The 24899-nt window shown below is 63.1% G+C and carries 24 protein-coding genes; 7 read left to right on the top strand and 17 right to left on the bottom strand.

Annotated features, from left to right (window positions below):
• Window positions 1-489, top strand: a complete 489-nt coding sequence (locus FJW03_RS27960) for a GNAT family N-acetyltransferase (protein ID WP_226890479.1) — start codon at window positions 1-3, stop codon at window positions 487-489.
• 32 nt (window positions 490-521) lie between these two features.
• Here the strand turns inward: FJW03_RS27960 and FJW03_RS27955 are convergent, their stop codons facing one another.
• A complete protein-coding gene (locus tag FJW03_RS27955) occupies window positions 522-1523 on the bottom strand; it encodes a 2-hydroxyacid dehydrogenase (RefSeq protein WP_140607722.1) in 1002 nt (333 codons plus the stop codon).
• Window positions 1524-1671: 148 nt separating this feature from the next.
• Between FJW03_RS27955 and FJW03_RS27950 the strand changes: the two genes are divergently transcribed.
• Window positions 1672-2232 carry an SH3 domain-containing protein gene (locus tag FJW03_RS27950; RefSeq protein WP_140765024.1) on the top strand — a complete coding sequence of 187 codons (561 nt, stop codon included), beginning with the start codon at window positions 1672-1674 and terminating at the stop codon, window positions 2230-2232.
• Here the strand turns inward: FJW03_RS27950 and FJW03_RS27945 are convergent.
• Both FJW03_RS27945 and irrA read right to left on the bottom strand, forming a co-directional pair.
• Window positions 2222-2602: a DUF4260 domain-containing protein gene (locus tag FJW03_RS27945; protein ID WP_226890478.1), complete on the bottom strand. Its 381-nt coding sequence runs from the start codon at window positions 2600-2602 to the stop codon at window positions 2222-2224. The two genes, FJW03_RS27950 and FJW03_RS27945, sit on opposite strands and share 11 nt — an antisense overlap.
• Before the next feature lie 65 nt (window positions 2603-2667).
• On the bottom strand, window positions 2668-3099 hold the full coding sequence (irrA, locus tag FJW03_RS27940; RefSeq protein WP_181165535.1) for an iron response transcriptional regulator IrrA: 432 nt from the start codon (window positions 3097-3099) through the stop codon (window positions 2668-2670).
• Between the two features lie 242 nt (window positions 3100-3341).
• On the opposite strand from irrA, the gene fabA reads away from it, so the two are divergent.
• The 4 genes from fabA to FJW03_RS27920 all read left to right on the top strand — a co-directional run bounded on the left by fabA (window position 3342) and on the right by FJW03_RS27920 (window position 7673).
• Window positions 3342-3860, top strand: coding sequence for a 3-hydroxyacyl-[acyl-carrier-protein] dehydratase FabA (gene fabA, locus FJW03_RS27935; RefSeq protein ID WP_127276870.1), 519 nt, complete (start codon window positions 3342-3344; stop codon window positions 3858-3860).
• A 49-nt stretch (window positions 3861-3909) separates the two neighbouring features.
• Window positions 3910-5130, top strand: a complete 1221-nt coding sequence (gene fabB / locus FJW03_RS27930; RefSeq protein WP_140607730.1) for a beta-ketoacyl-ACP synthase I — start codon at window positions 3910-3912, stop codon at window positions 5128-5130.
• Window positions 5131-5160: 30 nt separating this feature from the next.
• The gene (gene fabI / locus FJW03_RS27925) at window positions 5161-5964 is read left to right on the top strand and encodes an enoyl-ACP reductase FabI (protein ID WP_140607732.1); all 804 of its coding nucleotides are present in this window, start codon (window positions 5161-5163) and stop codon (window positions 5962-5964) included.
• 164 nt (window positions 5965-6128) lie between these two features.
• Window positions 6129-7673 carry a putative bifunctional diguanylate cyclase/phosphodiesterase gene (locus FJW03_RS27920; RefSeq protein ID WP_140765030.1) on the top strand — a complete coding sequence of 515 codons (1545 nt, stop codon included), beginning with the start codon at window positions 6129-6131 and terminating at the stop codon, window positions 7671-7673.
• Window positions 7674-7688: 15 nt separating this feature from the next.
• Here the strand turns inward: FJW03_RS27920 and FJW03_RS27915 are convergent, their stop codons facing one another.
• The 10 genes from FJW03_RS27915 to rimP form a co-directional block, all read right to left on the bottom strand.
• Window positions 7689-8699 carry a class I SAM-dependent methyltransferase gene (locus tag FJW03_RS27915; protein ID WP_140691358.1) on the bottom strand — a complete coding sequence of 337 codons (1011 nt, stop codon included), beginning with the start codon at window positions 8697-8699 and terminating at the stop codon, window positions 7689-7691.
• A 128-nt stretch (window positions 8700-8827) separates the two neighbouring features.
• Complete coding sequence (pnp, locus tag FJW03_RS27910; RefSeq protein ID WP_140691356.1) at window positions 8828-10975, bottom strand: polyribonucleotide nucleotidyltransferase; 2148 nt, start codon at window positions 10973-10975, stop codon at window positions 8828-8830.
• A 410-nt stretch (window positions 10976-11385) separates the two neighbouring features.
• Window positions 11386-11760 carry a 30S ribosomal protein S15 gene (gene rpsO, locus FJW03_RS27905; RefSeq protein ID WP_281406662.1) on the bottom strand — a complete coding sequence of 125 codons (375 nt, stop codon included), beginning with the start codon at window positions 11758-11760 and terminating at the stop codon, window positions 11386-11388.
• Window positions 11761-11838: 78 nt separating this feature from the next.
• Complete coding sequence (gene corA, locus FJW03_RS27900) at window positions 11839-12933, bottom strand: magnesium/cobalt transporter CorA (protein WP_140607740.1); 1095 nt, start codon at window positions 12931-12933, stop codon at window positions 11839-11841.
• Between the two features lie 44 nt (window positions 12934-12977).
• Complete coding sequence (gene truB / locus FJW03_RS27895) at window positions 12978-13955, bottom strand: tRNA pseudouridine(55) synthase TruB (RefSeq protein ID WP_140765033.1); 978 nt, start codon at window positions 13953-13955, stop codon at window positions 12978-12980.
• Window positions 13955-14395: a 30S ribosome-binding factor RbfA gene (gene rbfA / locus FJW03_RS27890; RefSeq protein WP_140607744.1), complete on the bottom strand. Its 441-nt coding sequence runs from the start codon at window positions 14393-14395 to the stop codon at window positions 13955-13957. The genes truB and rbfA overlap by 1 nt, the downstream gene beginning before the upstream one ends.
• Before the next feature lie 122 nt (window positions 14396-14517).
• Window positions 14518-17097, bottom strand: a complete 2580-nt coding sequence (gene infB / locus FJW03_RS27885; RefSeq protein ID WP_140691342.1) for a translation initiation factor IF-2 — start codon at window positions 17095-17097, stop codon at window positions 14518-14520.
• On the bottom strand, window positions 17094-17744 hold the full coding sequence (locus tag FJW03_RS27880; RefSeq protein ID WP_140765035.1) for an RNA-binding protein: 651 nt from the start codon (window positions 17742-17744) through the stop codon (window positions 17094-17096). The genes infB and FJW03_RS27880 overlap by 4 nt, the downstream gene beginning before the upstream one ends.
• Before the next feature lie 38 nt (window positions 17745-17782).
• Window positions 17783-19378, bottom strand: a complete 1596-nt coding sequence (gene nusA, locus FJW03_RS27875; RefSeq protein ID WP_140691336.1) for a transcription termination factor NusA — start codon at window positions 19376-19378, stop codon at window positions 17783-17785.
• A gap of 49 nt (window positions 19379-19427) precedes the next feature.
• Window positions 19428-20075 carry a ribosome maturation factor RimP gene (gene rimP, locus FJW03_RS27870; RefSeq protein WP_140765038.1) on the bottom strand — a complete coding sequence of 216 codons (648 nt, stop codon included), beginning with the start codon at window positions 20073-20075 and terminating at the stop codon, window positions 19428-19430.
• Between the two features lie 274 nt (window positions 20076-20349).
• Here rimP and FJW03_RS27865 point away from each other — a divergent pair, with 274 nt between their 5' ends.
• Window positions 20350-20514 (top strand): hypothetical protein, encoded by a 165-nt coding sequence (locus FJW03_RS27865; protein ID WP_140765041.1) that lies wholly within the window; start codon window positions 20350-20352, stop codon window positions 20512-20514.
• A gap of 13 nt (window positions 20515-20527) precedes the next feature.
• Here FJW03_RS27865 and trmB read toward each other — a convergent pair whose 3' ends face one another.
• The 4 genes from trmB to lnt all read right to left on the bottom strand — a co-directional run bounded on the left by trmB (window position 20528) and on the right by lnt (window position 24844).
• Complete coding sequence (gene trmB, locus FJW03_RS27860; RefSeq protein ID WP_140765044.1) at window positions 20528-21229, bottom strand: tRNA (guanine(46)-N(7))-methyltransferase TrmB; 702 nt, start codon at window positions 21227-21229, stop codon at window positions 20528-20530.
• A 29-nt stretch (window positions 21230-21258) separates the two neighbouring features.
• Window positions 21259-22524, bottom strand: a complete 1266-nt coding sequence (gene metK / locus FJW03_RS27855; RefSeq protein ID WP_140607756.1) for a methionine adenosyltransferase — start codon at window positions 22522-22524, stop codon at window positions 21259-21261.
• Between the two features lie 168 nt (window positions 22525-22692).
• Window positions 22693-23112, bottom strand: coding sequence for a helix-turn-helix domain-containing protein (locus FJW03_RS27850; protein WP_140607758.1), 420 nt, complete (start codon window positions 23110-23112; stop codon window positions 22693-22695).
• Window positions 23113-23251: 139 nt separating this feature from the next.
• The gene (gene lnt, locus FJW03_RS27845; protein WP_140765047.1) at window positions 23252-24844 is read right to left on the bottom strand and encodes an apolipoprotein N-acyltransferase; all 1593 of its coding nucleotides are present in this window, start codon (window positions 24842-24844) and stop codon (window positions 23252-23254) included.
• Window positions 24845-24899: the final 55 nt, after the last annotated feature.

Genomic DNA, 24899 nt, shown 5'->3' with positions numbered 1-24899 from the left:
TTGAAGCAGACCGTGCCCTTCTCCATCACCCGCATCCCCGCCGATTTCGACCGCTGGGCTGATGTGCTTGCCCTGATCATGCAGGCCTTCGCCTCCATGGACGGCGTCATCGACCCGCCATCCTCGGCCCATTTGCTCACCGTCGACACATTGCGTGACAAGGCTCGGCGGGAGGCCGGCTTCGTGGCCCTCAACGACGGCAGCATCGTCGGCTGCGTCTTTGCTCTCGAACGGGAGGACGACTTTTATGTCGGCAAGCTCGCCGTCGCACCGGACTGGCAGGGCCAAGGCATTGGCCGGCAACTGATGCGGGCAGTCGAATGTCTTGCGCTCGACCGCGGCAAGGCGGCGCTGGAACTTCAGACACGGATCGAACTCATCACGAACCATGCCGCCTTCGCCTGCCTCGGCTTCCACGAGACCGAACAGACGGCGCATGAAGGCTACGCCAGGCCGACCTCGATCACCATGCGCAAAACCATTTCGTAAGCCTTGGCTTTCACTTGAAGGAAGGCGAGCCGTCAGGTCCTGAGCGGCAGTACGCGGTCCGGCGGACGATGCCCGTCAACGAAGGCCCTGATATTGATGATGACCTTCTCGCCCATGTCGATGCGGCCCTCGAGCGTCGCCGAGCCCATATGCGGCAAGAGCACGACCTTGCCCTTGGCGGCGAGCTTGAGCAGCTTGCCATTCAGGGCCGGCTCGTGCTCGTAGACGTCGAGGCCGGCGCCGGCGATCTTGCCGTCCTGGATCAGCTTGACCAGCGCTTCTTCATCGATGATGTCGCCGCGCGCGGTGTTGACGACATAGGCCGTGGGCTGCAGCAACGCCAGTCGCCGCGCCGACAAGAGGTGAAAGGTCGCGGGCGTCGACGGACAGTTGACCGAGATGATATCCATGCGGGCCAGCATCTGGTCGAGGCTTTCCCAATAGGTCGCCTCCAGCCCGTCCTCGACCGCCGGCAGCACGCGATGGCGATTGTGATAGTGGATGGAAAGGCCGAAGGCCTTGGCCCGCCGGGCAACGGCCGTGCCGATGCGGCCCATGCCGACAATGCCGAGCCGCTTGCCCCAGATGCGCCGGCCAAGCATCCAGGTCGGCGACCAGCCGGCCCATTTCTTGTCTCCGGTCAGCACGTTGGCGCCTTCCGCGAGCCGGCGTGGCACCGCCAGCATCAGCGCCATGGTCATGTCGGCGGTATCTTCCGTGAGCACATTGGGCGTGTTGGTGACCGTAATGCCCCTCTTGGCCGCCGCCGCCACGTCGATCTTGTCGACGCCATTGCCGAAATTGGCAATCAGCTTGAGGTTGTCGCCGGCCTGGGCGATCAGCGCCGCGTCGATCTGGTCGGTCACGGTCGGCACCAGCACGTCGGCTTCCTTGACCGCGGCAACCAGCTCCGGCTGCGTCATCGGCCTGTCCTCGACATTCAGCCTTGCATCGAACAACTCGCGCATGCGGGTCTCGACCGGGTCGGGCAGCTTTCGCGTGATGACCACGAGAGGCTTCTTTTTGCCTACCATTGTTTCCCTCGTTGAGACCTCTTTAACCAAGACCGGCGAAACTGAAAGCCGGTCGCGGTAGCCGATTTACCCATGTAACAAGCGGTGCCGCCGAAGACAAAGAAAAAGGGGCGCCGCAGCCGCCGGGCCGGCACCGAAAGGAACGAAAGTGTCTGGTTTCGCGTCGCTTCGCCTGACCCTCAGCGCAGCATTTCTCGGCGCTCTCCTTTATTCTCCGCTTGCCATGGCGCAAAGCGCGGCGGCACCGGCCCAGAGCGCCGTCACGCTCGGGCCGAGCGGCCTGCCACTGCCGCGATTCGTCAGTCTCAAATCCGGCCGCGTCAACTCGCGCGTCGGGCCGGGTGCCAATTATTCAGTCGACTGGATGTACCTGAAGGCCGGGCTGCCTATGGAGATCATCCAGGAGTTCGATACGTGGCGCCGCGTGCGCGATGCGGACGGTTCGGAAGGCTGGATCAACCAATCGCTGCTCTCAGGCCGACGCACCGCCATCATCGCGCCCTGGCAGCGCGGCAAGGGCGCCCAAGTCAATCTTCTCAAGAGCCCCGACAAGGATGCCAGGGTGGTGGCCATCGTCGAGCCGGGCGTCATGGGCACGATCAAGGCCTGCGACGGTCAGTGGTGCGAAATGACGCTCGCCGGCCATACCGGCTGGCTCTCCCAGTCCGCAGTGTGGGGCGCCTATCCAGGCGAGCGGGTCAAGGACTGAGCGTCTCGCGTTTACGCCCGATACGGCCGAGATGGGTGTCCTGGAAACCGGTTGACAGCTTGAGGCCATAGCCAAGCGCACGGTCGATGGCGATGTGAGCGATCCAGATCAGTGCGACCGCGATTGCCGTCGCATTGCCGGCCAGGCGACCAGCGAGCAACAGCAGCACCGGTACGATCACGATGTGCAGGGCGTTGTAGGCGATGGCACCGATGCGCGGGCCACCGAGATAGCCCAACATCGACAGGTCCGGTGCCAGGATGAGCAATCCGAAGAGCCACCAGGAAACCCCTGTTGAGCCGTAGAAGACGACAGCGGCCATGGTCACGACAGCCCATTCGAGCCGGACTATCAGGTCGAGCGGTTTCATCCCAGGCAGATTATTCTGGCCGGGCCGATTATTCGGGCCGGGCCGACTAGTCTGGCCCTCGCCTGTCATTCCTGGCGCTTGGCGCGCAGCCTCACGACGATGTCGACATTGGCGATTTCCATACCCTCGGGCGGGTCCGGCAGGTTGGTGACCGTCACCGGGCCGTTGGCGATGTCGAAAATCCGGTTTTCGCCTTCGATGTAGAAATGATGGTGGTCGGAGGTGTTGGTGTCGAAATAGGTCTTGGCGCCCTCGACGGCGAGGATGCGCAGCAGCCCCGCCTGGGTGAACTGGTGGAGTGCGTTGTAGACGGTGGCCAGCGACACCGGCACGCCGGCGGCCAGCGCCTCCTCATGCAGTTCCTCGGCCGAGAGATGACGGTCGCCCTTGGCAAAAAGCAGGTTGGCCAGCGCTATGCGTTGGCGCGTCGGCCTCAGCCCCGCTTCCCGTACGCGCTTGTCCACAGCGACATTTTCCTTCCGGCAGCCCCGGTCCATCTGGTCTTCCAAGCTCACAGTCCCGCCTCAAGGCACGCCCAGAATGGCAAAAAAATGAATGTCTGCCGAAACCGGACCCCAGTTGACATATATTCTGTCGTCCGAATGCGATCAATAGCGCGCATTGACCCGGGCAGACTGGCGGGTTAAGCGCAAACGCCGGTTTCCGGCCTGAAACAGATTGTGTTAGGACACCAACGACAAGGGCGCGCTATCGCCCGGACGATATGGGGACGAGATTGATGGCGGGTTCGAAATCCAGCTACGACTACGAAGAATTGCTGGCCTGCGCCCGCGGCGAGCTGTTCGGAGAGGGCAATGCCCAGTTGCCCTACCCGCCGATGCTGATGTTCGACCGCATCACCGAGGTCAGCGAAACCGGCGGCGCCTTCGACAAGGGCTTCATCCGCGCCGAATTCGACATCAAGCCGGACCTGTGGTTCTTTGCCTGCCATTTCATCGGCAATCCGATCATGCCGGGATGCCTCGGCCTCGACGCTTTGTGGCAATTGACGGGTTTCTATCTCGGCTGGCTCGGCGAACCCGGCAAGGGAATGGCGCTGTCGACCGGCGAGGTAAAGTTCAAGGGCATGGTCACGCCATCGGTCAAGAAGGTCGAGTATGGCGTGGATTTCAAGCGCGTGATGCGCGGCCGGCTCGTGCTGGGCATCGCCGATGGCTGGATGAAGGCGGATGGCGAGCCCATATATGCGGCGACGGACCTGAAGGTCGGTTTGTCCAAGCAGTCGGCGGTCGCTTGACCGCAGCCCTGGCCCGCCCTTTGGCCGGCATCCCTGGAAGGAGTTGCGAATGAGACGTGTCGTAGTCACAGGCCTCGGCATCGTGTCGTCGATCGGCAACAACGCCAACGAGGTGCAGACCTCGCTGCATGACGCCAGATCCGGGATCAGCTTTTCCGATTCCTTCGCCGAGCATGGCTTCCGCTGCCAGGTCTGGGGTGCGCCGACACTCGACCCGTCCGCCATGATCGATCGCCGCGCGATGCGCTTCCTGTCGCAGGGCGCGGCCTGGAACCACGTCGCCATGGACCAGGCGATCGCGGATGCCGGCTTGAGCGAAAGCGACATCACCAATGAGCGCACCGGCATCGTCATGGGCTCGGGCGGCCCCTCCACCCGCACCATCGTCGAAGCGGCCGAAACCACGCTCAAGAACGGCAGCCCCAAGCGCATCGGCCCCTTCGCGGTGCCGAAGGCGATGTCGTCGACGGCCTCGGCCACCTTGGCCACGTGGTTCAAGATCCATGGCGTCAACTATTCGATCTCGTCGGCCTGCTCGACCTCGGCGCATTGCATCGGCAATGGCTATGAGCTGATCCAGTGGGGCAAGCAGGACATGGTCTTTGCCGGCGGTCACGAGGATCTCGACTGGACGATGTCGGACCTGTTCGATGCCATGGGCGCCATGTCGTCGAAGTTCAATGACCGGGCATCGACCGCTTCCCGCGCCTACGACGCCAATCGCGACGGCTTCGTCATTGCCGGCGGCGCCGGCGTGCTGGTGCTGGAAGAACTGGAGCATGCCAAGGCGCGCGGCGCCAAGATCTACGCCGAGATCGTCGGCTACGGCGCGACCTCGGACGGCTACGACATGGTCGCGCCTTCGGGCGAAGGTGCTATCCGCTGCATGCGGCAGGCCCTGTCGACGGTTACCGAGCCGGTCGATTACATCAACACCCATGGCACCTCGACGCCAGTGGGGGATTCCAAGGAAATGGGCGCGATCCGCGAGGTGTTCGGCGAGAAGATGCCGTTCATCACCTCGACGAAATCACTGACCGGCCATTCGCTGGGCGCGGCCGGCGTGCAGGAATCCATCTATTCGATCCTGATGATGCAGGGCGGCTTCATCGGCGAAAGCGCCCATATCGAGACGCTTGATCCTGAATTCGAGGGCATGCCGATCGTGCGCAAGCGCATCGACGACGCCAAGATCGACACCGTCCTGTCAAATTCCTTCGGCTTCGGTGGCACCAACGCAACGCTCGTTTTCCAGCGCTATTCCGCATAAGGCCTGGTTTTTGTAGAAGGATTGGCGGCCATGGACGGATTGATGAAGGGCAAGCGCGGGCTTGTCATGGGGGTCGCCAACGATCATTCGATCGCCTGGGGCATCGCCAGGAAATTGTCCGAACATGGGGCGGAACTGGCGTTCACCTACCAGGGTGAGGCCTTCGGCCGCCGGGTCAAACCGCTCGCCGACAAGCTCGGCGCCTCACTGGTCGTTCCCTGCGACGTCGAGGACAGCGCTTCGGTCGCCGAAACTTTCGAGACGCTTGGCAAGGCCTGGGGCGGGCTGGACTTCGTCGTCCATGCTATCGGCTTTTCCGACAAGAATGAGCTGAAAGGCCTTTACGCCGACACCAGCCGGGACAATTTCATCCGCACCATGGTGATCTCCTGCTATTCCTTCACCGAGGTGGCCCGCAATGCCGCGCCGCTGATGAAGGATGGCGGCTCGATGATCACGCTGACCTATGCCGGTTCGGTCCGCGTCATGCCGAACTACAACGTGATGGGCGTCGCCAAGGCCGGGCTCGAGGCCAGCGTGCGTTATCTCGCCAACGACTACGGCCCGCGCGGCATCCGGGTGAACGGCATCTCGGCGGGACCGGTGCGCACACTCGCCGGCGCCGGCATTTCGGACGCCCGCCACATGTTCTCCTACCAGCAGCGCAACTCGCCGCTGCGCCGTACCGTGACCATCGACGAGGTCGGCGGGTCGGCGCTTTATCTCCTCTCCGACCTCGCCTCCGGGGTCACCGGCGAAATCCACTATGTCGATTCCGGCTATCACATCGTCTCGATGCCGACGCTGGACGAATTGAAGCAGACGGATGGCTGAGGAGCGGATTGCGGCCACCCGTTTTGCGCGACATGTATCCCGGCGTTTGGAAATCGCTTCATTCCAGGAAAGAAATAGTCCTCTCCGGTAAAATTGGATGCATTCGCGGAAAGCCATTTTAAGAAGGCTCCCGCTATAGAGTCCCGCAATCTGGGGACCTTTCAATGCCTGCTGTCAGCAACCCGAAGCGAACACCGGTGTTCCGACTGCTCACGATAGCAAGTTCGGGTATCGGCAGTTTCATCCTCGGCATCTGGGGCCTGAAGCACGGTCTCGGCAACGGGTTTGCCGGCATGTCGGTGGACATGATGGTCGCGATCACGGCCGCGCTTTGCGCGCTGGCGGCATCGGTGGCGGCAATGTCTTTCTTCGCCGGCATCGATGAATCGGCGGATTTCGTCTTCAACGAGACCCATTTCGACAAGCTGACCGGGTTGCTGGCCCGCCCGGCGATGGTCGGCAAGATCGCCGAGGCGGCATGCACCACGCGCCGGACCGGAGAACCGGTGTTCCTGATCGACATCGACATCGACCGGTTCAAGCAGATCAACGACGCGATCGGCTACACCCAGGGCGACGAGTTGATACGCGCCTTCACCAAGCGGCTGAAAACCTGTGTTCCCGCGCGCACAGTGATCGGGCGCATTGGTGCCGGCGAGTTCGCCGTGCTGCTTCAGGATCACCAAATCCAGGGAACGATGGAAAGCATGCTCGAGAGGCTCATCGACGAGATGATGGAGCCCTATGAACTCAGCAGCCATCAGCAATCCGTGAGCCTTTCGGTGGGTATCGTGGCCATGCCCAAGGATGGCATCGACCCGGTCCTCATCCTGCGCCGCTCCAACCTTGCGCTGCAGAACGCGCGCGCCAGCGGCGTCGGCAACTGGTCGGTCTTCAACAGCGAGATGGGGCGGGTGGCCGACTATCGCCAATGGGTCGAATCCGAACTGCACACCGCCTTCGAACGCGGAGACTTCGACCTGCACTATCAGCCGCAACTCGATCTGCCGACCGGCCGCATCGTCGGCTATGAGGCGCTGATCCGCTGGAACCATCCAGAGCGTGGCATGATCCCGCCGATGGAGTTCATCCAGATCGCCGAGGAGACGGGGATGATCAACCCGATCGGCGAATGGGTTCTGCGCAAGGCCTGCAGTGACGCCAGCCATTTGCCGGACGACTGCTTCGTGGCTGTCAACATCTCGCCGGTCCAGTTCATGACCAAGGACTTCGTCGGCATCGTGCGCGACACGATGAGGACCACCGGCATCAAGCCGTCACGGCTGGAACTGGAAGTCACCGAGACGGCGATGATGCAGGACCGTGACCGCGCGGCCGCCATCCTGAAAGAGCTTGCCGAGATGGGCATATCCGTGGCCGTCGACGATTTCGGCACAGGCTATTCGAACCTCAGCTACCTGATCGACTTCTCGTTCGGCAAGCTGAAGATCGATCGTTCCTTCGTCAGCCGCATCGATACGGATTCCAGTTCCGGCGCCGTCGTCTCGACCATTGTCGGGCTTTCGCGTGCGCTCGGCGTCAGCATCATCGCCGAAGGCGTCGAGACCGAGAGCCAGGCAACGCTGCTGCGGGCGGCAGGCTGCGAAGTCGTGCAAGGCTACCTGTTCGGGCGGCCGGCGCCGCTGAAGGTCGGGGTCGTCGATGGGCACGCCGGCGAGGACATGCGGCGCGTCGCCACTCTGCATTGAGGGCGCCCGCTTATATCAGCGCCGAGCGGAAAACACCTTGAACATACCGTCGCGGGCAAGCTCGGCGTGGCTGGCAAAGGCGGCCGACAGCACGGGCTCGTAGGGAAGCTGGCGGTTGGCGACCATGAACAGCCTGCCGCCGGGCTTCAACGCCTTGGCTGCGGCACGGATCATGCCGGCGCCGATCTCCGGCTCCGCGGCACGGCTGCGGTGAAAGGGCGGGTTCATGGCGATGACGTCATAGCGGCGCTCGACAGTCTCCGCGAGCAGATCCGTCCAGAAGAAGCCCAGCGCCAAGGTGTTGCCGAGGTTGCCCTTGGCCGCCTCCAGCGCGTCAAAATCGGCCTCGTAGAGATCGAGAGCCGACAGGCCTGGCGAGCGGGCAGCCATCTCAGCCGCCACATAGCCCCAGCCGGCGCAGAAATCGGCCGCGCTGCCACGCAGATCACCAGGCAGGTTGTCGACCAGCAGTTTCGAACCCGCGTCGACGCGGTCGAAGGAGAACATACCTGGTGCGGTGCGGAACCGGTCCTCGACCAGCAAGGCGGGATTGGCGGCGCGTAAGGCGATGACAGCCTGCATGTCCATCGGCCGGCGCAGCCAGAAAGCGATGCCGTGATATTTCGGCATATGGCCGCCGAGCGGTACAAGCTCGTCGATGCGCTTGCGCAGGCTGGCAATGCCATCATCCTTGCCACCGGCAATGACGATCAACCCGCCCGGCGCCAAGCGCTGGAGAGCCTCCGCGACGCGCAGTTCGTTCTGGCCGCGATGGCGGCCGGCGATCACCAGCGCGGCTTCAAAACCATCATCCGCCGGTTGCGGCGTGACCGCGAAGCCAGCCGCCTGCAGTGCACAGAAATAGGGCCGGAAGCCTTGTACGAGGTGTAGCGTGGCGGCGAAGCCCTGAGGCAAGCGCAGGCCGGGCTCGGCGCCGAGGAAAAGGACGCGTTCGCCCTTGCCTGGCAAGGCAAGAGCCTCGGCCTCGAACGGATGGAAAAGCGTCTTCAGCGCCTCAGCAGACATGTCCCCCTGCCCTTTGGTGTCTTGCGCAATTCCGGACGGAAATCCGCTTCGCACCTTTCCTGGAATTGCTGCAAACGAAAACGGGCGCGACAACAGCCGCGCCCGCTTCGATTTCGTTGTCAGATCGCTCAGGCGGCGTCTTCTTCGCCTTCGGCCTTCTTCTCGCGCACGATTTCCTTGCCAGTCGCCTGGTCGACGACCTTCATCGACAGGCGAACCTTGCCGCGCTCGTCGAAGCCCATCAGCTTGACCCAGACCTTGTCGCCTTCCTTGACGACGTCGGAGGTCTTGGCGACGCGCTCATTGGCGAGCTGCGAGATGTGGACGAGACCGTCACGCGGGCCAAAGAAGTTGACGAAGGCGCCGAAGTCGGCGGTCTTGACGACCGTGCCTTCGTAGATTTCGCCGACTTCCGGCTCGGCGACGATGGTGTGGATCCACTTCTTCGCCGCCTCGATCTCCTTGGCGTTAGAGGAAGCGATCTTGACCGTGCCGTCGTCCTCGATGTTGATCTTGGCGCCGGTCTTCTCGACGATCTCGCGGATGACCTTGCCGCCGGAGCCGATGACGTCACGGATCTTGTCGGTCGGGATGTGCATGACCTCGATGCGCGGCGCGAACTCGCCGAGCTCGGCGCGTGCGCCGGACAGCGCATGGGCCATTTCGCCGAGGATATGCAGGCGACCGTCCTTGGCTTGGCCGAGGGCGATCTGCATGATCTCCTCGGTGATGCCATCGATCTTGATGTCCATCTGCAGCGAGGTGATGCCGTTGGCGGTGCCGGCGACCTTGAAGTCCATGTCGCCGAGGTGATCCTCGTCGCCCAGGATGTCCGACAGCACGGCGAAGCGCTCGCCTTCCTTGATCAGGCCCATGGCGATACCGGCAACAGGCTTGGCCAGCGGCACGCCGGCATCCATCAGCGCCAGCGAGGTGCCGCAGACAGTGGCCATCGATGAGGAACCGTTGGACTCGGTGATCTCCGAGACGACGCGCAGCGTGTAAGGGAACTGGTCAGCGCTGGGCAGCATCGGGCGGATGGCGCGCCAGGCGAGCTTGCCGTGGCCGATTTCGCGGCGGCCCGGCGAACCCATGCGGCCGGTCTCACCGACGGAGTAGGGAGGGAAGTTGTAGTGAAGGAGGAACTTCTCCTTGTACATGCCGGTCAGCGAATCGACATACTGCTCGTCCTCGCCGGTGCCGAGCGTGGCAACGACCAGCGCCTGGGTCTCGCCGCGGGTGAACAGCGCCGAACCATGGGTGCGCGGCAGGACGCCGACTTCGGAGACGATCTTGCGGACCGTCTTCAGGTCACGGCCGTCGATGCGCGAGCTGGTGTCGAGGATGTTCCAGCGCACGACCTTGGCCTGGAGTTCCTTGAACACGGAACCGATCTGCTCGGAAGCGTATCTGGGCTCCTCGCCCTCGGCCGGAGCAAATGCGGCCTTGACCTTCGCCTTGACGGCGTCGACGGCGGCATAGCGCTTCTGCTTGTCAGTGATTTTGTAGGCGTCGCGAAGCTCGTCGCCGACGATCTTCAGCATCTCGCCTTCGAGCTCGGAATAATCCGGCGCGGTGAAGTCGCGCGGATCCTTGGCGGCGACTTCGGCCAGCTTGATGATGGCATCGATCACTGGCTGGAAGCCCTTCTGGCCGAACATCACGGCGCCGAGCATCAGCTCTTCGGAAAGTTCCTTGGCTTCGGATTCGACCATCAGCACGGCATCGGTGGTGCCGGCGACGACGAGGTCGAGCTTGGATTCCTCCATCTCGTCGATGTGCGGGTTGAGAACATATTCGCCGTTGATGTAGCCGACGCGGGCGCCGCCGATCGGGCCCATGAAGGGAACGCCCGACAGGGTCAGCGCGGCCGAGGTGGCGACGATCGACAGGATGTCCGGGTCATTTTCGAGATCGTGCTGGACGACGGTGACGACGATCTGGGTGTCGTTCTTGTAGCCGTCGGCGAAAAGCGGCCGGATCGGGCGGTCGATGAGGCGGGAAACCAGCGTTTCCTTCTCGCTCGGACGGCCTTCGCGCTTGAAATAGCCGCCCGGGATCTTGCCGGCGGCATAGGTCTTTTCCTGGTAGTTGACGGTCAGCGGAAAGAAATCGAGGCCGGGCTTGGGCTCCTTCATCGAAACGACGGTGGCGAGAACCACGGTCTCGCCATAAGTGGCAAGCACGGCACCGTCAGCCTGGCGCGCGATCTTGCCGGTTTCGAGGATGAGCGGGCGGCCGCCCCATTCGATTTCCACTTTGTGTTGATTGAACATGTCTTGTCCTTTGTATGAGGAAGGGCCGCGCCGTTTCATCGTGCGCGGGTGCCCTTTCCTCTGGCTTCCTTTCTCGGGCAGCCACGGGCAAGACAACGGGAAGCTCGGGTTTGACTGGCACAATGGCCATACGAGCGTCCTGCAATCCTGCCCCATGACCGTCCATGGGTGACTTCGAGTGGCCCTCTGCGCGCTCGAAGCCGGATATGGCCAATCGATCGACTGGCCTGCGCATGACCCCGAAAACCACGGCTTACGGAACGCGTCATGCGCAAATTCAGCTTTTCGGAGCGTCCGTCCGGCATCCAGATGGGCTGCGCGGCGCTCCAGTCCTGCATTCGAGTTCGGGTTGGCCCGATGCTCAAATGCGCGACCGGCGGACTCCCTGTGGGAGCCCGCCGGTCAATTCGTCAACGGCGCAGACCGAGCTTCTCGATCAGCGTCTGGTAGCGCGCGTCGTCCTTGCGCTTGAGATAATCAAGCAGGCTGCGGCGCTGGGACACGAGAGCGAGCAGACCACGACGGGAATGGTTATCCTTCTTGTGGTCCTTGAAATGGTCGGTCAGGTTCTTGATGCGCTCGGAAAGGATGGCCACCTGGACTTCCGGAGACCCGGTATCGCCCTTGGCGGTAGCGAATTCACCCATCAATTCCTTCTTGCGCTCGGCAGTAATCGACATCGTGTTTTTCCTTATCTGTTCGAGGAAACGGGTCGCCCTCAGCCGGGATGTCGTCCAGCAGGGGCCGGTGCAAGCAAAGCGTCCTAGCGCTATGCTGCGGCGCATATAGTGCAATTCCCGGCAAAACACCAGCCCAATTCACAAAGCCGGCTTTTCAGCTCGAAATACCAAGTTTTGTACCGGTTACAGCCATTTCTTCCATTTGAAAAAGGCGATCAGCCCAGCGGCGATAACGGCCATGAACAGCAACGACGCGGGATAGCCGTAATAGGCCTTCAGCTCCGGCATGTTCCAGGGCGAACTCCCGGGATCGAAGTTCATGCCCCAGACGCCAACCAGGAATGTGAGCGGCATGAAGATGACCGAGACGATGGTCAGATAGCTGATGACGTCGTTGGTGCGCGCCTGGCTCAGCGACAGATGCATCTCGATCAGTCCGGTCAGCATGTCGCGCTGGGTCTCCACCAGCTCGATCAGCCGGAGCGAATGGTCGAGCGTGTCGTTGAGGAAGACCTTGGTCTCGGCTCTGACACAGGCCACGTCGTTGCGGATCAGCGTCGCCAGGGCATCGCGCATCGGCCAAAGCACGCCCTTCAGCACATTGGCGTCGCGCCGCAATTCATGCAGCTGCCGCATCTGGTGCTTGTGCGTCGAATGCAGCATCTGGTCCTCGATGCCGTCGACTAGGTCGCCGGCCGCCTCGATCGGCGGGAAATAGCTGTCAACGATGGCGTCGATCAGTGCATAGGCCAGATAATCGGCGCCGCGCGTGCGCAACCGATTGGGCGCCGAACTCTCGATGCGCTTGCGCACGGGATCGAACGGATCTCCCTCGCGCTCCTGGAAAGTGACGACGAAGTTCTCGCCGAGGAACACAGCGATCTGTTCGTAGCGATGCGCGGTGATATCGTCGATCATGCGCACGACGACGAAAACATGATCCTCGAAGAAGTCGACCTTCGGCCGCTGGCCGGTGTTGACGACGTCCTCCAGCGCCAGCGGGTGCAGGCTGAAGATGCGGCCGATCTCCTCGATCAGCTGGATGTTGGCGAGACCAGTGCAGTCGAGCCAGATCACCGGCCATTTGTGGCAATTGGCCTCGACGTCGTCGATGCTGGCATTGTCGATGGTCTTGAATTTCTGCGGCGAGATCAGGGTCAGCCGCAGTTCGGAGCGCCGCGCCGCCGGATCGGCGATCAGCGTGCCCGGCGAGGCGCCGACCGGCGGCCGCCGCGTCTTCACCGGCGCCCGCTTTTTCACCGCCTCGGCCTTTGCCATGTGCCCCCCGATCTTAAAGTCCAACCGAAGTTAGACGAGAGCCATCAGCCGGCAAAGACCCGCTTGGGCTTGAACATGCCCTGTTCGATCGCGCCGATGGCAACCAGCTTGCCGCGTGCCGTCGCGCAGGCTTCTTCAGCCTCCACCGGCGCATCGCGGCCACGAATGATGACCGGGTTGCCGAGACGGATCTTGGTCGCGGCGTCATCGCTGATGGCGATCTGCGGCAGGCAATCGAGAGCCGCTGACGTATCGACAAGAAGCGCATCGATCGCGTCGAAGTCGATCGGCGCGTCCGGGGCGTCGCCGCCGTCGTCCGAACCTGACTTGTCTTCACCTTGCGCGCCGAAGCGCGCCGCCTCAAGGTCGGCGATGGTAACGAAATCCTGCGGCGTGAACGGCTCGACCTCGACCCGGCGCAGGTCGGAAACATGGCCGAAGCAGCCGAGGTCGCGGCCCATGTCACGCGCCAGCGAACGCACATAGGTGCCCTTGCCGCATTCGACCTCGAAAACCGTGTAATCGGCGCCGTGCTCGACGACGTCGAGACGCCCGATCTCGATCTCGCGCGGGGGGATGTCGACCGTCTCGCCTTCGCGGGCTAGGTCGTAGGCGCGTTCGCCCGCGATCTTGACGGCCGAGAATTGCGGCGGCGTCTGCATGATGACGCCGGTGTATTTCGGCAGCAGGGCCCGCACCTCGGCTTCGGTCGGACGCAGGTCAGAGCTCTTCGTCACCGGCCCTTCAAGATCGTCGGTGGAGCGCTCATCGCCCCAGGCGACGGTGAAACGATAAATCTTGGCGCCGTCCTGCACGTAAGGCACGGTCTTGGTAGCTTCGCCGAGCGCGATCGGCAGCATGCCGGAAGCCAGAGGGTCGAGCGTACCGGCGTGGCCGGCTTTTTCGGCCTGGAACAGCCATTTGATCTTGGACACAGCCTCGGTCGATCCCATGCCGACCGGCTTGTCCAGCACCACCCAGCCGGAGACCGGCCGACCCTTTTTCTTGCCGCGACGCCCCATTATTCGCTGTCCCTGTCGTCTTTGACCCTGTCGTCTTTGTTCTTGTCGTCGTCCGCATCAAGATCGCGGGCCACTTCGGGCGACTTCAGCAGGTCGTTGATCCTGGCGAAATTGTCGAAGGATGTGTCCAGCCGGAAGCGGAACTCCGGCATGTATTTCATTTGCCTGAGCGCACCGGAGACACGGCCGCGGACGAATTTCGCATGCTTGTTGAGCGCTTCGATGACGGCGCCGGCATCCTTTGCACCGAGCGGGGATACAAAGGCCGTGGCGATCTTGAGATCGGGCGACATGCGCACTTCGGAGACCGAAACGACCGAGTTTTCAATCAACGGGTCGATGATCTCGCCGCGCTGCAGGGTTTCGGAAAGCGCATGGCGCACCTGCTCGCCAACGCGCAGCATGCGCTGGGATGGACCGGATGTGGTGGAACGGGGCATTTTTCTCAATCCTGAAAGCGTGAGGCGCGGGATGGGACCGTGCCGCATGTCTCAAACAGTTCTCAACAGGCTTTGGGCGGCGGTCTTACGACCACCGCCCGATACCGACAAGTCATTCGAACTCAGAGTGTCCGGGTCACCATCTCGACGCGGAAGCACTCGATGATGTCGCCGACGCGCATGTCCTCGTAGTTCTGGAAGGCCATGCCGCACTCCTGGCCGACGGGGACTTCCGCAACCTCGTCCTTGAAGCGCTTCAGCGTCTTCAGCGTGCCTTCGTGGATGACGACATTGTCGCGGATCAGGCGCACGCCCGCGCCGCGCTCGACCTTGCCTTCGGTGACACGGCAGCCGGCGATCTTGCCGACCTTGGTGATGTCGAAGATCTCGAGGATCTCGGCATTGCCGATGAAGGTTTCGCGACGCTCCGGCGACAGCAGGCCCGACAGAGCCGCTTTCACATCATCCACGAGGTTGTAGATGATCGAGTAGTACCGGATCTCGATGCCCGCGGCCGCGGCCGCTGCACGCGCCTGCACATTGGCACGGACGTTGAAGCCGATGATTGCCGCGCCCGAAGTCTCCGCCAGGGAAACGTCGCTTTCGGTGATGGCGCCGGCGCCGGCGTGGACGATGCGCGCACGCACCTCGTCGGTGCCGAGCTTGTCCAGCGCGGCATTGATCGCCTCGATCGAACCCTGAACGTCGCCCTTGATGACCAGCGGGAATTCCTTCAGCCCGCTCGTCTGCAACTGCGACATCATCTGTTCGAGCGAGCCGCGCTGACCGGCATGCTTGGCAACCGCCTTCTCGCGCGCCAGACGCTGGCGGTATTCGGTGATCTCGCGGGCGCGAGCCTCGTTGTTGACGACCGCGAAGCGGTCACCAGCCTGCGGCGTGCCCTGAAGGCCGAGCACCTCGACCGGCATCGCCGGCGGCGCTTCCTTGATCTGTTCGCCACGATCGTTGACCAGCGCGCGCACCCGGCCCCATTCGTTGCCGGCGACGAGAATGTCGCCCGGCATCAGCGTGCCGGTCTGCACCAGCACTGTGGCGACGGGGCCGCGGCCCTTGTCGAGCTGGGCCTCGATGACGACGCCCTCGGCGGTCCTGTCCGGATTGGCCTTCAGGTCGAGGATTTCGGCCTGCAGCAGGATCGCTTCGAGCAGTTTGTCGAGATTGGTGCCCTTGGTCGCCGACACTTCGACGTCAAGCACTTCACCGCCCATCGATTCCACGAACACCTCGTGGCGCAGCAGTTCGGAGCGCACCTTCTGCGGATCGGCATCGTGCTTGTCGATCTTGTTGATCGCCACGATGATCGGAACGTTGGCCGCCTTGGCATGGCTGATCGATTCGATCGTCTGCGGCATCACGCTGTCGTCGGCAGCCACCACGAGAATGGCAATGTCGGTGGCCTGGGCGCCGCGGGCGCGCATCGCCGTGAAGGCGGCGTGGCCGGGCGTGTCGATGAAGGTGATCTTCTGACCGTTCTTCTCGACCTGATAGGCGCCGATATGCTGGGTGATGCCGCCGGCCTCGCCGGACACGACATTGGCGTTGCGGATCGCATCCAGCAGCGAGGTCTTGCCGTGGTCGACGTGACCCATGATGGTCACGACCGGCGGACGCGGCACCAGGTCTTCCGGACGATCGGCGATGTTGAACAGGCCTTCCTCGATGTCGGACTCGGCGACGCGGCGGACCGTGTGGCCGAATTCGGTGGCGACCAGCTCGGCCGTGTCGGCGTCGATGACGTCGCCCGGCTTCAGGATCTGGCCCTGCTTCATGAAGAACTTGACGACATCGACCGCACGTTCGGACATGCGCTGCGCCAGTTCCTGGATGGTGATGGTCTCGGGCAAGATCACTTCGCGCATGACTTTCTCGCGCGGTTCATTGTGCATCGCGCGCTTGAACTTCTCCTGACGGCGACGCATCGACGACAGCGAACGGGCCCGCGCATCCTCGTCGGAAAGCGCGGAATTCAGCGTCAGCTTGCCGCGGCGACGGTCTTCCTCGCCTTTGGTCGGTTTGGCCGGACGCGCCACTTCGGGCGTGACCGGGCGGCGTACCGGCGCCCCGGCGCCAGCCCGCTTCGGCTTGACCTCTTCCTCTTCGTCCGATGTCGCCAGTTCGGCGGCCTGCGGCGCGCGGCGGCGTGCCTCTTCCTCGGCGCGGCGGCGCGATTCGGCTTCGGCCTGCAGGCGCGCTTCCTCCTCGGCCTGCCGGCGCGCGGATTCCTCGCGCTCACGCTTGCGGCGCTCTTCTTCCTCGGCGCGGCGCTTGGCCTCCTCGGCGGCGCGCTGGCGGTCCTCGACTTCGCGAACCTTCGAGCCTTCGAGTGCCCTGCGGCGCGCTTCCATTTCACTGCGCGACAATTCGTTCAGCACCATGCCGCTGCGCTCGACCGGAGGCGGCGGGGGCGGCGGCGCCTTGGGCGCTTCCTGCACGACGGGCGCGGCAGCAGCGACCGGCGGCTTTGGCGTGAAAACAGGCGCAGGGGCAGCGGCTACCGGCTCCGGCCTGTCGCCAGGCAGCGAGAACTTGCGCTTCTTGGTCTCGACCACGACCGACTTGGTACGGCCATGCGAGAAGTTCTGGCGCACGGTGCCCTGTTCCATGCCGGGGCGCTTCAGCGTCAAGGTCTTCTTCGGCGTAACACTCAACGTCTTGTCGTCGCCCGATTTCGTATCGCTCATTCCATATCCTCTGCGGCCTCATCTTCGTCAGCAACGGCCGCAAGCATTGCCAGATCGTCCGGGGTACCGCCCCGATACCGGTCGAGCGCAACCATGCGCTTCTGGACCGCCTTACCCGCGTCTCCCGCGAGGACGGCAGCATGTATCACATTTGTACCCCCCAATGCCAAGCTCAACTCGGCCTCGGAGAAAAGTTTGTAGGCAAGGATGGAAGGGCCGCCAATATGGACGGTCGCCCGCCGCGCCTGGCTGATCTTGCGTACGCCATCGTCGGACGCTTCGGTCGCGTGGAGCACGAAAAGCGCCAACCCGCCACGCACCGCGCTCTCGACCTTGGTGGCACCCAGCGCTATCGCGCCTGCCTTGCGGGCGAGACCCAGCATGCCAAGCGCGGATTTGGAGAGCAACCCATCGACCATGCCGCCCAGATCGGGCGGCACAACCACCTGTGCCTTGAAGGCGCGGGCAAAGAGGTTTTTGGCCGCCGCCTTGTCGATATGTAAGCGGTCAGCACTCACCCAGCAACCACGGCCGGGCAGATTTCTCTTAAGATCGGGAACGACGGCCGAATCCGGGCCGACGACGAACCGGATCAGATCATCCGGTTCGGCCTGCTTGCGGGTGACGATGCAGGTGCGATCGTTCATCTCGTCCAGGGGCGGGTTCTGTGCGATGCGGTTTCACCTCACGCACCAACGGCTTCGTCAGCCGATGCTTCGTCGGCCGCAAGCTCGTCCTCGGAAATCCAGCCGGCCTTGAGACGGGCGGCGAGCACCATCTGCTCGGCGTCGGCGCGCGAAACGCCGTGATTGGCCAGCACGCCGGGGTACACCTTGGTTTCGCCGTCCTTGCGTTCCTTCCAGCCAGTCAGGTCGTCGGCGGCATAGCCGGCGAAATCCTCGATCGTCTTCACGCCGTCTTCGCCAAGCGTCACCATCATGGCGGTGGTGATGCCGGGGATTTCGCGCAGCTCGTCCTTGACACCCAGCGCCTTGCGCTTCTCGTCGTGCTGGGCCTCGATCTTCTCCAGATATTCGCGGGCGCGGGTCTGGATTTCCGAAGCGGTGTCCTCGTCGAAGCCGTCGATCGAGGAGATTTCGCCGGAATCGACGTAGGCCACTTCCTCGACGCTGGTGAAGCCTTCCGAGGCAAGCACCTGGCCGACCATTTCGTCGACGTCGAGGGCTTCCATGAACAGCGCCGAGCGCTCGACGAATTCCTTCTGACGCCGCTCGCTCTCTTCCTGCTCGGTCAGGATGTCGATGTCCCAGCCGGTGAGCTGCGAGGCAAGGCGCACGTTCTGGCCGCGACGGCCGATGGCCAACGACAGTTGATCGTCCGGCACCACAACCTCGATGCGCTCGGCATCCTCGTCGAGAACCACCTTGGCGACTTCGGCCGGCTGCAGCGCGTTGACGATGAAGGAAGCGGCCGAGGGCGACCACGGAATGATGTCGATCTTCTCGCCCTGCAATTCGCCGACGACCGCCTGGACGCGGCTGCCGCGCATACCGACGCAGGCACCGACCGGATCGATCGAGCTGTCGCGCGAGATGACGGCGATCTTGGCGCGCGAGCCAGGGTCACGGGCGACCGACTTGATCTCGATGATGCCGTCATAGATTTCCGGCACTTCCATGGTGAAGAGCTTGGCCATGAACTGCGGATGGGTGCGCGACAGGAATATCTGCGGGCCGCGCTGCTCGCGGCGCACGTCGTAGACGTAGGCACGGACGCGGTCGCCATACTTATAGTTCTCGCGCGGGATCAGTTCGTCACGGCGGATGATCGCCTCGCCACGGCCGAGATCGACGATGACATTGCCATATTCGACGCGCTTGACGGTGCCGTTGACGATCTCGCCGATGCGGTCCTTGTATTCGTCATACTGGCGGTCGCGTTCAGCCTCGCGCACCTTCTGCACGATGACCTGCTTGGCGGACTGGGCGGCGATGCGGCCGAAATCCATCGGCGGCAGCTGCTCGGCGATGAAATCGCCGAGCTGAGCGTCGGGATTGCGCTCCCGGGCAGAGGAAATGGCGATCTGCGTGGCATAATCGTCGACCTTCTCGACCACTTCCATCAGCCGCTGCAGCTTCATCTCGCCGGTGTTCGGGTTGATGTCGGCACGGATGTTGGTCTCCTGGCCGTAACGCGAACGCGCCGCTTTCTGGATCGCATCGGCCATGGCGGCGATGACGATCGACTTGTCGATCGACTTTTCACGCGCGACCGCGTCGGCAATCTGCAGCAGTTCAAGTCTGTTGGCGCTTACAACCATGTTCTTTCTCCCGAGCCTGTTTGCCGGACCTTCGGGTCCGGCAGCTCAATCAACTTTCCTGTTCGTGTTCTTCCGTGACATCCGTTTCCGCACCCTCCGGCACGTCGTCGTCCGGCTCGCCGCGGCGTTTCTTGGCTTCCTTGCGCGCCCTGTTGTCCTTCGACAAGGCATCGCGGATCAGATCGTCGGTCAGGATCAGGCGCGCCTCTGCGATCGCATCGTAAGGCACGCGCACCGTCGGCTCCTCGCCATAGGCCGCCTTGTCGCGCTCTATCAGCACGTCATTTTCGCCGGCTTCGGCGATCTTGCCCTTGAAGCGCTTGCGGTCGGCGACGACGACCGACGTCTCCATCTTCACTAGGTGGCCAGTCCACGCCGTGAAATCCGATTTGCGGACCAGCGGCCGGTCGATGCCGGGAGAAGAGACTTCCAGATGATACGCCTTCTCGATCGGATCGTCGACGTCGAGCGCCGGCGACACCGCGCGGCTGACCGCTTCGCAATCCTCGACGGTCATGGTGCCGTCCTCGCGCTCGGCCATGATCTGCAGCGTCAGCCCGTTCTGACCGGACAGGCGCACGCGCACCAGGCGAAACCCGATGCCGCGCAGCACGGGTTGGATGATCAGCGCGATGCGCGCATCGATGCCGCTTTCGCGGATGATGCGGTCGTCACCTTCGCTTGCCGTTGCAGTCATCTAATCCCTGTCGTTCTTTTCGAACCTATCGGCAGGTAATAAAAAAGAGCGGGACCGGGTGGACCCACTCTTCGTCATACCGACCAAGAATTTGAAGCTGATATAGACGATCCGGGCCGGCGTTTCAAGTCCGCTGTGCCGGGGCGGCAAAAGCCCTGACGGCATCCGCGCTGCTTCAGACGCATGGCCCCATGCGGCAATCCCCCTGTGTGCGCCGACAGGACGCTCCTTTAGCCACGACACGAACAGAATTGCCGCGCGAAAGGACAAGATCATGAGCAACCGCAGAATATTTTCCGCCTTGGGCGATCTCTTCACAACGTTCGGCAGCGCCATCGCCGCATCGCGCGCCGTGGAAGCCGGCGGCAAGCCGCGCGCGGACGACCTGCGCAAGCTTGGCATGGATCCGGCTGTGTTCGACCGAATCGGCCGTTTCTGAGCTGCCGGAAGGCTTATGTCCTGACGAAAGTCAGATAGGCGGGCGGCCGGCCCTCGCGAATGGCCTTCGCCTCGTAACGGGTGCCTGGCCAGCCATCGTAAGGGCGATGCCAGTCCGCCGCTTCCGCGGCCTGCCATGCGAAGGCGCCGTGCGCCCGGCAATGCAGCAAGGTCCAGTTCACATAGGTGTCGATATCGGACGCGAAGCGGAATTTCGAACCCGGCTTCAGGACACGCGCGAAACGGTCGAGATTGACCTGGCTGACGAAGCGCCGCTTCCAGTGCTTCTTCTTCGGCCAGGGGTCGGGATAAAGAAGATCAATGCCCTCCAGCGAGGCCGAGGGCAGCCAGTCGAGCAATTGCGTGGCGTCGTCGTCATAGACCCTGAGATTGGCAAGCGGCCTTTCCCGGACCGCCATCATCATCTTGGCCATGCCGTTGACGAAGGGCTCGACGCCGATGAAGCCGATCGTCGGCGCCTCGACGGCGCGATGCAGGAGATGTTCGCCACCGCCAAAGCCGATTTCGAGCCGCACGGCCGAAACGTCAGCTTCAAACAGAGTGCGCAGATCCGGCGGCGCCGCGGTCGCCAGATCGAGCCGATAGGCGCCAAGGCCGCTTTCCAGGGCCGCGGCCTGCTGCGGGCGAACGGGCTTGCCGCGCCGACGACCGAAAAAGGCTTCGGTCGTACGGCTTGGCCTGTCTTGCGGGCTCATCTGGTTGGGCGCAGGGTCCGTCGTGGCGCTCAGGCCGCGACGGCATCCTTGAGCGCCTTGGCGAGGTCGGTCTTCTCCCAGGAGAAAGACCCATCACGGCCGGCCTTGCGACCGAAATGACCGTAGGACGACGTCTTGGCGTAAATCGGCTTGTTAAGGTCCAGGTGGCGGCGGATGCCCGACGGCGACAGATCCATCACGCTGCGCAGCACGTCTTCGAGCTTTGCCTCGTCGACCTTGCCGGTGCCGTGGAGGTCGACATAGACCGACAGCGGCTGGGCGACACCTATGGCATAGGAAAGCTGGATGGTGCAGCGGTCGGCCAGCTTCGCCGCCACGACATTCTTGGCGAGGTAACGCGCCGCATATGCGGCCGAACGATCGACCTTGGTGGTATCCTTACCGGAGAAGGCGCCGCCGCCGTGAGGTGCCGCGCCACCATAGGTGTCGACGATGATCTTGCGGCCGGTGAGGCCCGCATCGCCGTCTGGCCCGCCGATGACGAACTTGCCGGTCGGGTTGATGTACCACATGCAATCGTCGGCGATCTTGAGATCGCCAAGCGCCTCGCGAACGTAGGGTTCCACGACCTTGCGGACCTTCTTGGAGTCCCAGGTCGAGTCGAGATGCTGAGTCGACAGGACGATCTGCGTCGCCTCGGCCGCCTTGCCATCGATGTAGCGGACGGTGACCTGGCTCTTGGCATCCGGTCCGAGCTTGCCCGCCTCGCCGTTGTTTTCGTGACGGGCGGCGGCCAGCAGTTCGAGGATCTTGTGGCTGTAGTAGATCGGCGCCGGCATCAGGTCGGGCGTCTCGCGGCAGGCATAACCGAACATGATGCCCTGGTCGCCGGCACCTTCCTCGCCCTGGCGGTCGGCGGCGTTGTCGACGCCCTGGCCGATGTCCGGCGACTGGCCGTGCAGCAGGACCTCGATCTTGGCCGTCTTCCAGTGGAAGCCTGCCTGCTCATAGCCTATCTCGCGGATCGCCTTGCGGGCGACGGATTTGAATTTCGCCGGGTTCACGACAGGGTGCCCCGCCGCGTCCTTGAGGATGTTGCCGGCCTTGTCCTTCTTCAGCAGCGTCTCGGGGACGCGCACCTCACCGGCGATGACGACGCGGTTGGTGGTCGCCAGGGTCTCGCAGGCAACGCGGACTTTCCATGGGTCCATGCCGGTCTTCTTGGCTTCACGATAGACCAGATCGACGATCTCGTCGGAGATCCGGTCACAGACTTTGTCGGGATGGCCCTCGGCAACGGATTCCGAGGTAAAGAAGTAGTTCTGCCGCGTCACGGGTGTCCCCTCTTGAAAAACGATCGGCAGGCTGCCGATTTTGGCGCGCCACGTGTTAGCGGGGCAGAGCGCCGCTCGTCAAGCGTTGCCGCCGTTCTGGCATGAATGTCGACGCCGAAATCTTGTGCCACCGGCGGCTGGTGCCGCCGGTTCGAAGCGCATCGCGGATCAGTCGAGATCGTCCGCCGCGAGCGATTTCACCAAGTCGATGATCCTGCGGCGCACCTTGACATCGGCGATCTTGACAAAGGCGCGGTTGAGCTGAAGGCCTTCCGGGCTGCCGCAGAATTCGACGGCAAAAGCCATAGAGGCATCCTCGGCAAAGCCGCGGTTGGCCGCGGACTCCTGACCCGGCGCATCCTCGAAAAAGAAGGCGACGGGCACGCCGAGTATCGAGGCAATCGCCTGCAGGCGGCTGGCGCCGACGCGATTGGTGCCCTTTTCATATTTCTGGATCTGTTGAAATGTGATGCCGAGATTTTCGCCCAGCTTTTCCTGGCTCATTCCGAGCATGTTGCGGCGGAGCCGAACCCGGCTTCCAACATGGATGTCGATCGGATTCGGTTTCTTCTTGTTTTCTTCTGTCATTTTTTCCTCGCCGAATTTTTTCGGCTTCGTGTTTTTTTCCTGCCCAAAGAAAGCCGGAGGCGAACTGCCCCAACAGAACGATCCACTGGCTTCGAGAAATTTTCAGGCGGTACAGTATGAGTTTCTAATGTGCCAACTGTCAATTCACCCGTAGCCTTTGCCTTACATTCAACAGGGCCCCGACCAGCGCAAACAGCAACATAATCAGCATTCCGTTAATGCGTCGCTGGCCTGAGGAAACGACCGTCTGTTCGGAAATCGGCACCTTCACATCGATGGCTCCGCGCGCGTCGATCGCCAGCGCGTCGACGACGCGTCCGTGTCGATCGACGACGGCCGAGATGCCGTTATTGGCAGCGCGCAGCAAGGGCAATCCGTTCTCCACTGCGCGAATCTGAGCCTGCCGGAAATGCTGGTATGGCCCCGGCGTGTCGCCAAACCACGCATCATTGGTAACGTTCACAATAAGCTGCGCTGACGTAGCGTCAACCGCCACGAGGTCGGGAAAGATCACCTCATAACAAATAAATGGCAGGGCATGGATGCCGCCCGGAAGCGTGATTGCGTGGCGCTCGTTGCCGGCCGTGAACGTCATCGGCCCGGCGACGAGCTGGTCGATACCGAAACGGCCGAACAGATCGGCAAAAGGCAGGTATTCACCGAACGGCACCAGATGGACCTTGTCGACGGCGTCAGCGATTTCGCCCTTGTCGTTGATCGCCACCACGGAATTGTAATAGCGGCTGTCAGGGCTGGCCGCCGAGCCGCCCTCCTCGCGAACGACGCCGGCAATCAGCATCTGGCCATCGGCCAGCATATCGCCCAGCGCCGTCAACGCATCAGGCCGCTCGGTGAAGAGGAACGGCACCGAGGTTTCCGGCCACAGGATCAGCTGCGGCTTTCCGTGACCGGGGTCCGGTGCCTTGGCGGACAGGCCTAACAGGGTGGCGAAGATGCGGTCACGCACCGAGGCGTTCCATTTTTCCGACAGGTCCACCGCCGGCTGGACGATGCGGACATCCAGGCTGCGCTCAGCCGGCTTTTCAGGAGCGGCAAGCCTGACATAGCCGAAGCCGACATGGGCGGCGGCAAGCAGCACAAACAGGGCTGCGCCGAGGCGAAGATGCCGGCGCGCCGCCAGCAATGCGGGCAGGGAAAAGAGGAACACGGCAAGAGCGTTCATGCCGATCATGCCGGTCACCGAGACGCTCTGCATCAGAAGGGGCACGGGCATCGCCGCGTAGCCGATCGCATTCCAGGGGAAGCCGGTGAACAGGAAGCCGCGCAGCCACTCCGTCAGCCCGAAGCTGAAGGCAAGAGCGGCGATGCGGCCGACATCGCTGCTCCATAGAAGCCGGGCGACCATCGTCGCAAAGCCATAGAAAAAGGCGAGCGCGAAAGGAATGCCGATTACGGCGAAGGGAAGCGCCCAGGCAAAGCTGTCTGCCTCGACCAGCAGCGCCGAGCCGACCCACCAGAGGCTGGCGAGGAAATAGCCAAAGCCAAACCACCAACCGACGGCGAAAGCCGGCCGCAGGCGCCGGAACAGGCTGCCGGAGGCTTCGCCGGTTGCGCCGTCCAGCAGCCAGACCAGCAAGGGAAATGAAATAAAGCAGGCGGCGAAGAAATCGTATGGCGCCTGGCCGAGCACCGCCAGCGCTCCGGCAAGAAAGGCAACGAGCGCGCGCCGCCAACCCCAAAGCAGAATTATCCGGCCAGCAAGGCGCACCATGCATACTTCCGAGTCGCGCGAATCAGGACGCCAGATTTATCAGGCCGCGGCTTGC

Source organism: Mesorhizobium sp. B4-1-4, assembly GCF_006439395.2.
Lineage (GTDB): Bacteria > Pseudomonadota > Alphaproteobacteria > Rhizobiales > Rhizobiaceae > Mesorhizobium.
Note: the sequence above shows the minus strand (reverse complement) of the source record. Positions and strands in the feature narration are given on the sequence as shown.

Coding starts and splice junctions, on each gene's coding strand:
- FJW03_RS27955 (WP_140607722.1), bottom strand. CDS start 1,523: ATGGTAGGCAAAAAGAAGCCTCTCGTGGTCATCACGCGAAAGCTGCCC.
- FJW03_RS27945 (WP_226890478.1), bottom strand. CDS start 2,602: ATGAAACCGCTCGACCTGATAGTCCGGCTCGAATGGGCTGTCGTGACC.
- irrA (WP_181165535.1), bottom strand. CDS start 3,099: ATGGACCGGGGCTGCCGGAAGGAAAATGTCGCTGTGGACAAGCGCGTA.
- fabA (WP_127276870.1), top strand. CDS start 3,342: ATGGCGGGTTCGAAATCCAGCTACGACTACGAAGAATTGCTGGCCTGC.
- fabB (WP_140607730.1), top strand. CDS start 3,910: ATGAGACGTGTCGTAGTCACAGGCCTCGGCATCGTGTCGTCGATCGGC.
- fabI (WP_140607732.1), top strand. CDS start 5,161: ATGGACGGATTGATGAAGGGCAAGCGCGGGCTTGTCATGGGGGTCGCC.
- FJW03_RS27920 (WP_140765030.1), top strand. CDS start 6,129: ATGCCTGCTGTCAGCAACCCGAAGCGAACACCGGTGTTCCGACTGCTC.
- FJW03_RS27915 (WP_140691358.1), bottom strand. CDS start 8,699: ATGTCTGCTGAGGCGCTGAAGACGCTTTTCCATCCGTTCGAGGCCGAG.
- pnp (WP_140691356.1), bottom strand. CDS start 10,975: ATGTTCAATCAACACAAAGTGGAAATCGAATGGGGCGGCCGCCCGCTC.
- rpsO (WP_281406662.1), bottom strand. CDS start 11,760: ATGCGCCGCAGCATAGCGCTAGGACGCTTTGCTTGCACCGGCCCCTGC.
- corA (WP_140607740.1), bottom strand. CDS start 12,933: ATGGCAAAGGCCGAGGCGGTGAAAAAGCGGGCGCCGGTGAAGACGCGG.
- truB (WP_140765033.1), bottom strand. CDS start 13,955: ATGGGGCGTCGCGGCAAGAAAAAGGGTCGGCCGGTCTCCGGCTGGGTG.
- rbfA (WP_140607744.1), bottom strand. CDS start 14,395: ATGCCCCGTTCCACCACATCCGGTCCATCCCAGCGCATGCTGCGCGTT.
- infB (WP_140691342.1), bottom strand. CDS start 17,097: ATGAGCGATACGAAATCGGGCGACGACAAGACGTTGAGTGTTACGCCG.
- FJW03_RS27880 (WP_140765035.1), bottom strand. CDS start 17,744: ATGAACGATCGCACCTGCATCGTCACCCGCAAGCAGGCCGAACCGGAT.
- nusA (WP_140691336.1), bottom strand. CDS start 19,378: ATGGTTGTAAGCGCCAACAGACTTGAACTGCTGCAGATTGCCGACGCG.
- rimP (WP_140765038.1), bottom strand. CDS start 20,075: ATGACTGCAACGGCAAGCGAAGGTGACGACCGCATCATCCGCGAAAGC.
- FJW03_RS27865 (WP_140765041.1), top strand. CDS start 20,350: ATGAGCAACCGCAGAATATTTTCCGCCTTGGGCGATCTCTTCACAACG.
- trmB (WP_140765044.1), bottom strand. CDS start 21,229: ATGAGCCCGCAAGACAGGCCAAGCCGTACGACCGAAGCCTTTTTCGGT.
- FJW03_RS27850 (WP_140607758.1), bottom strand. CDS start 23,112: ATGACAGAAGAAAACAAGAAGAAACCGAATCCGATCGACATCCATGTT.
- lnt (WP_140765047.1), bottom strand. CDS start 24,844: ATGGTGCGCCTTGCTGGCCGGATAATTCTGCTTTGGGGTTGGCGGCGC.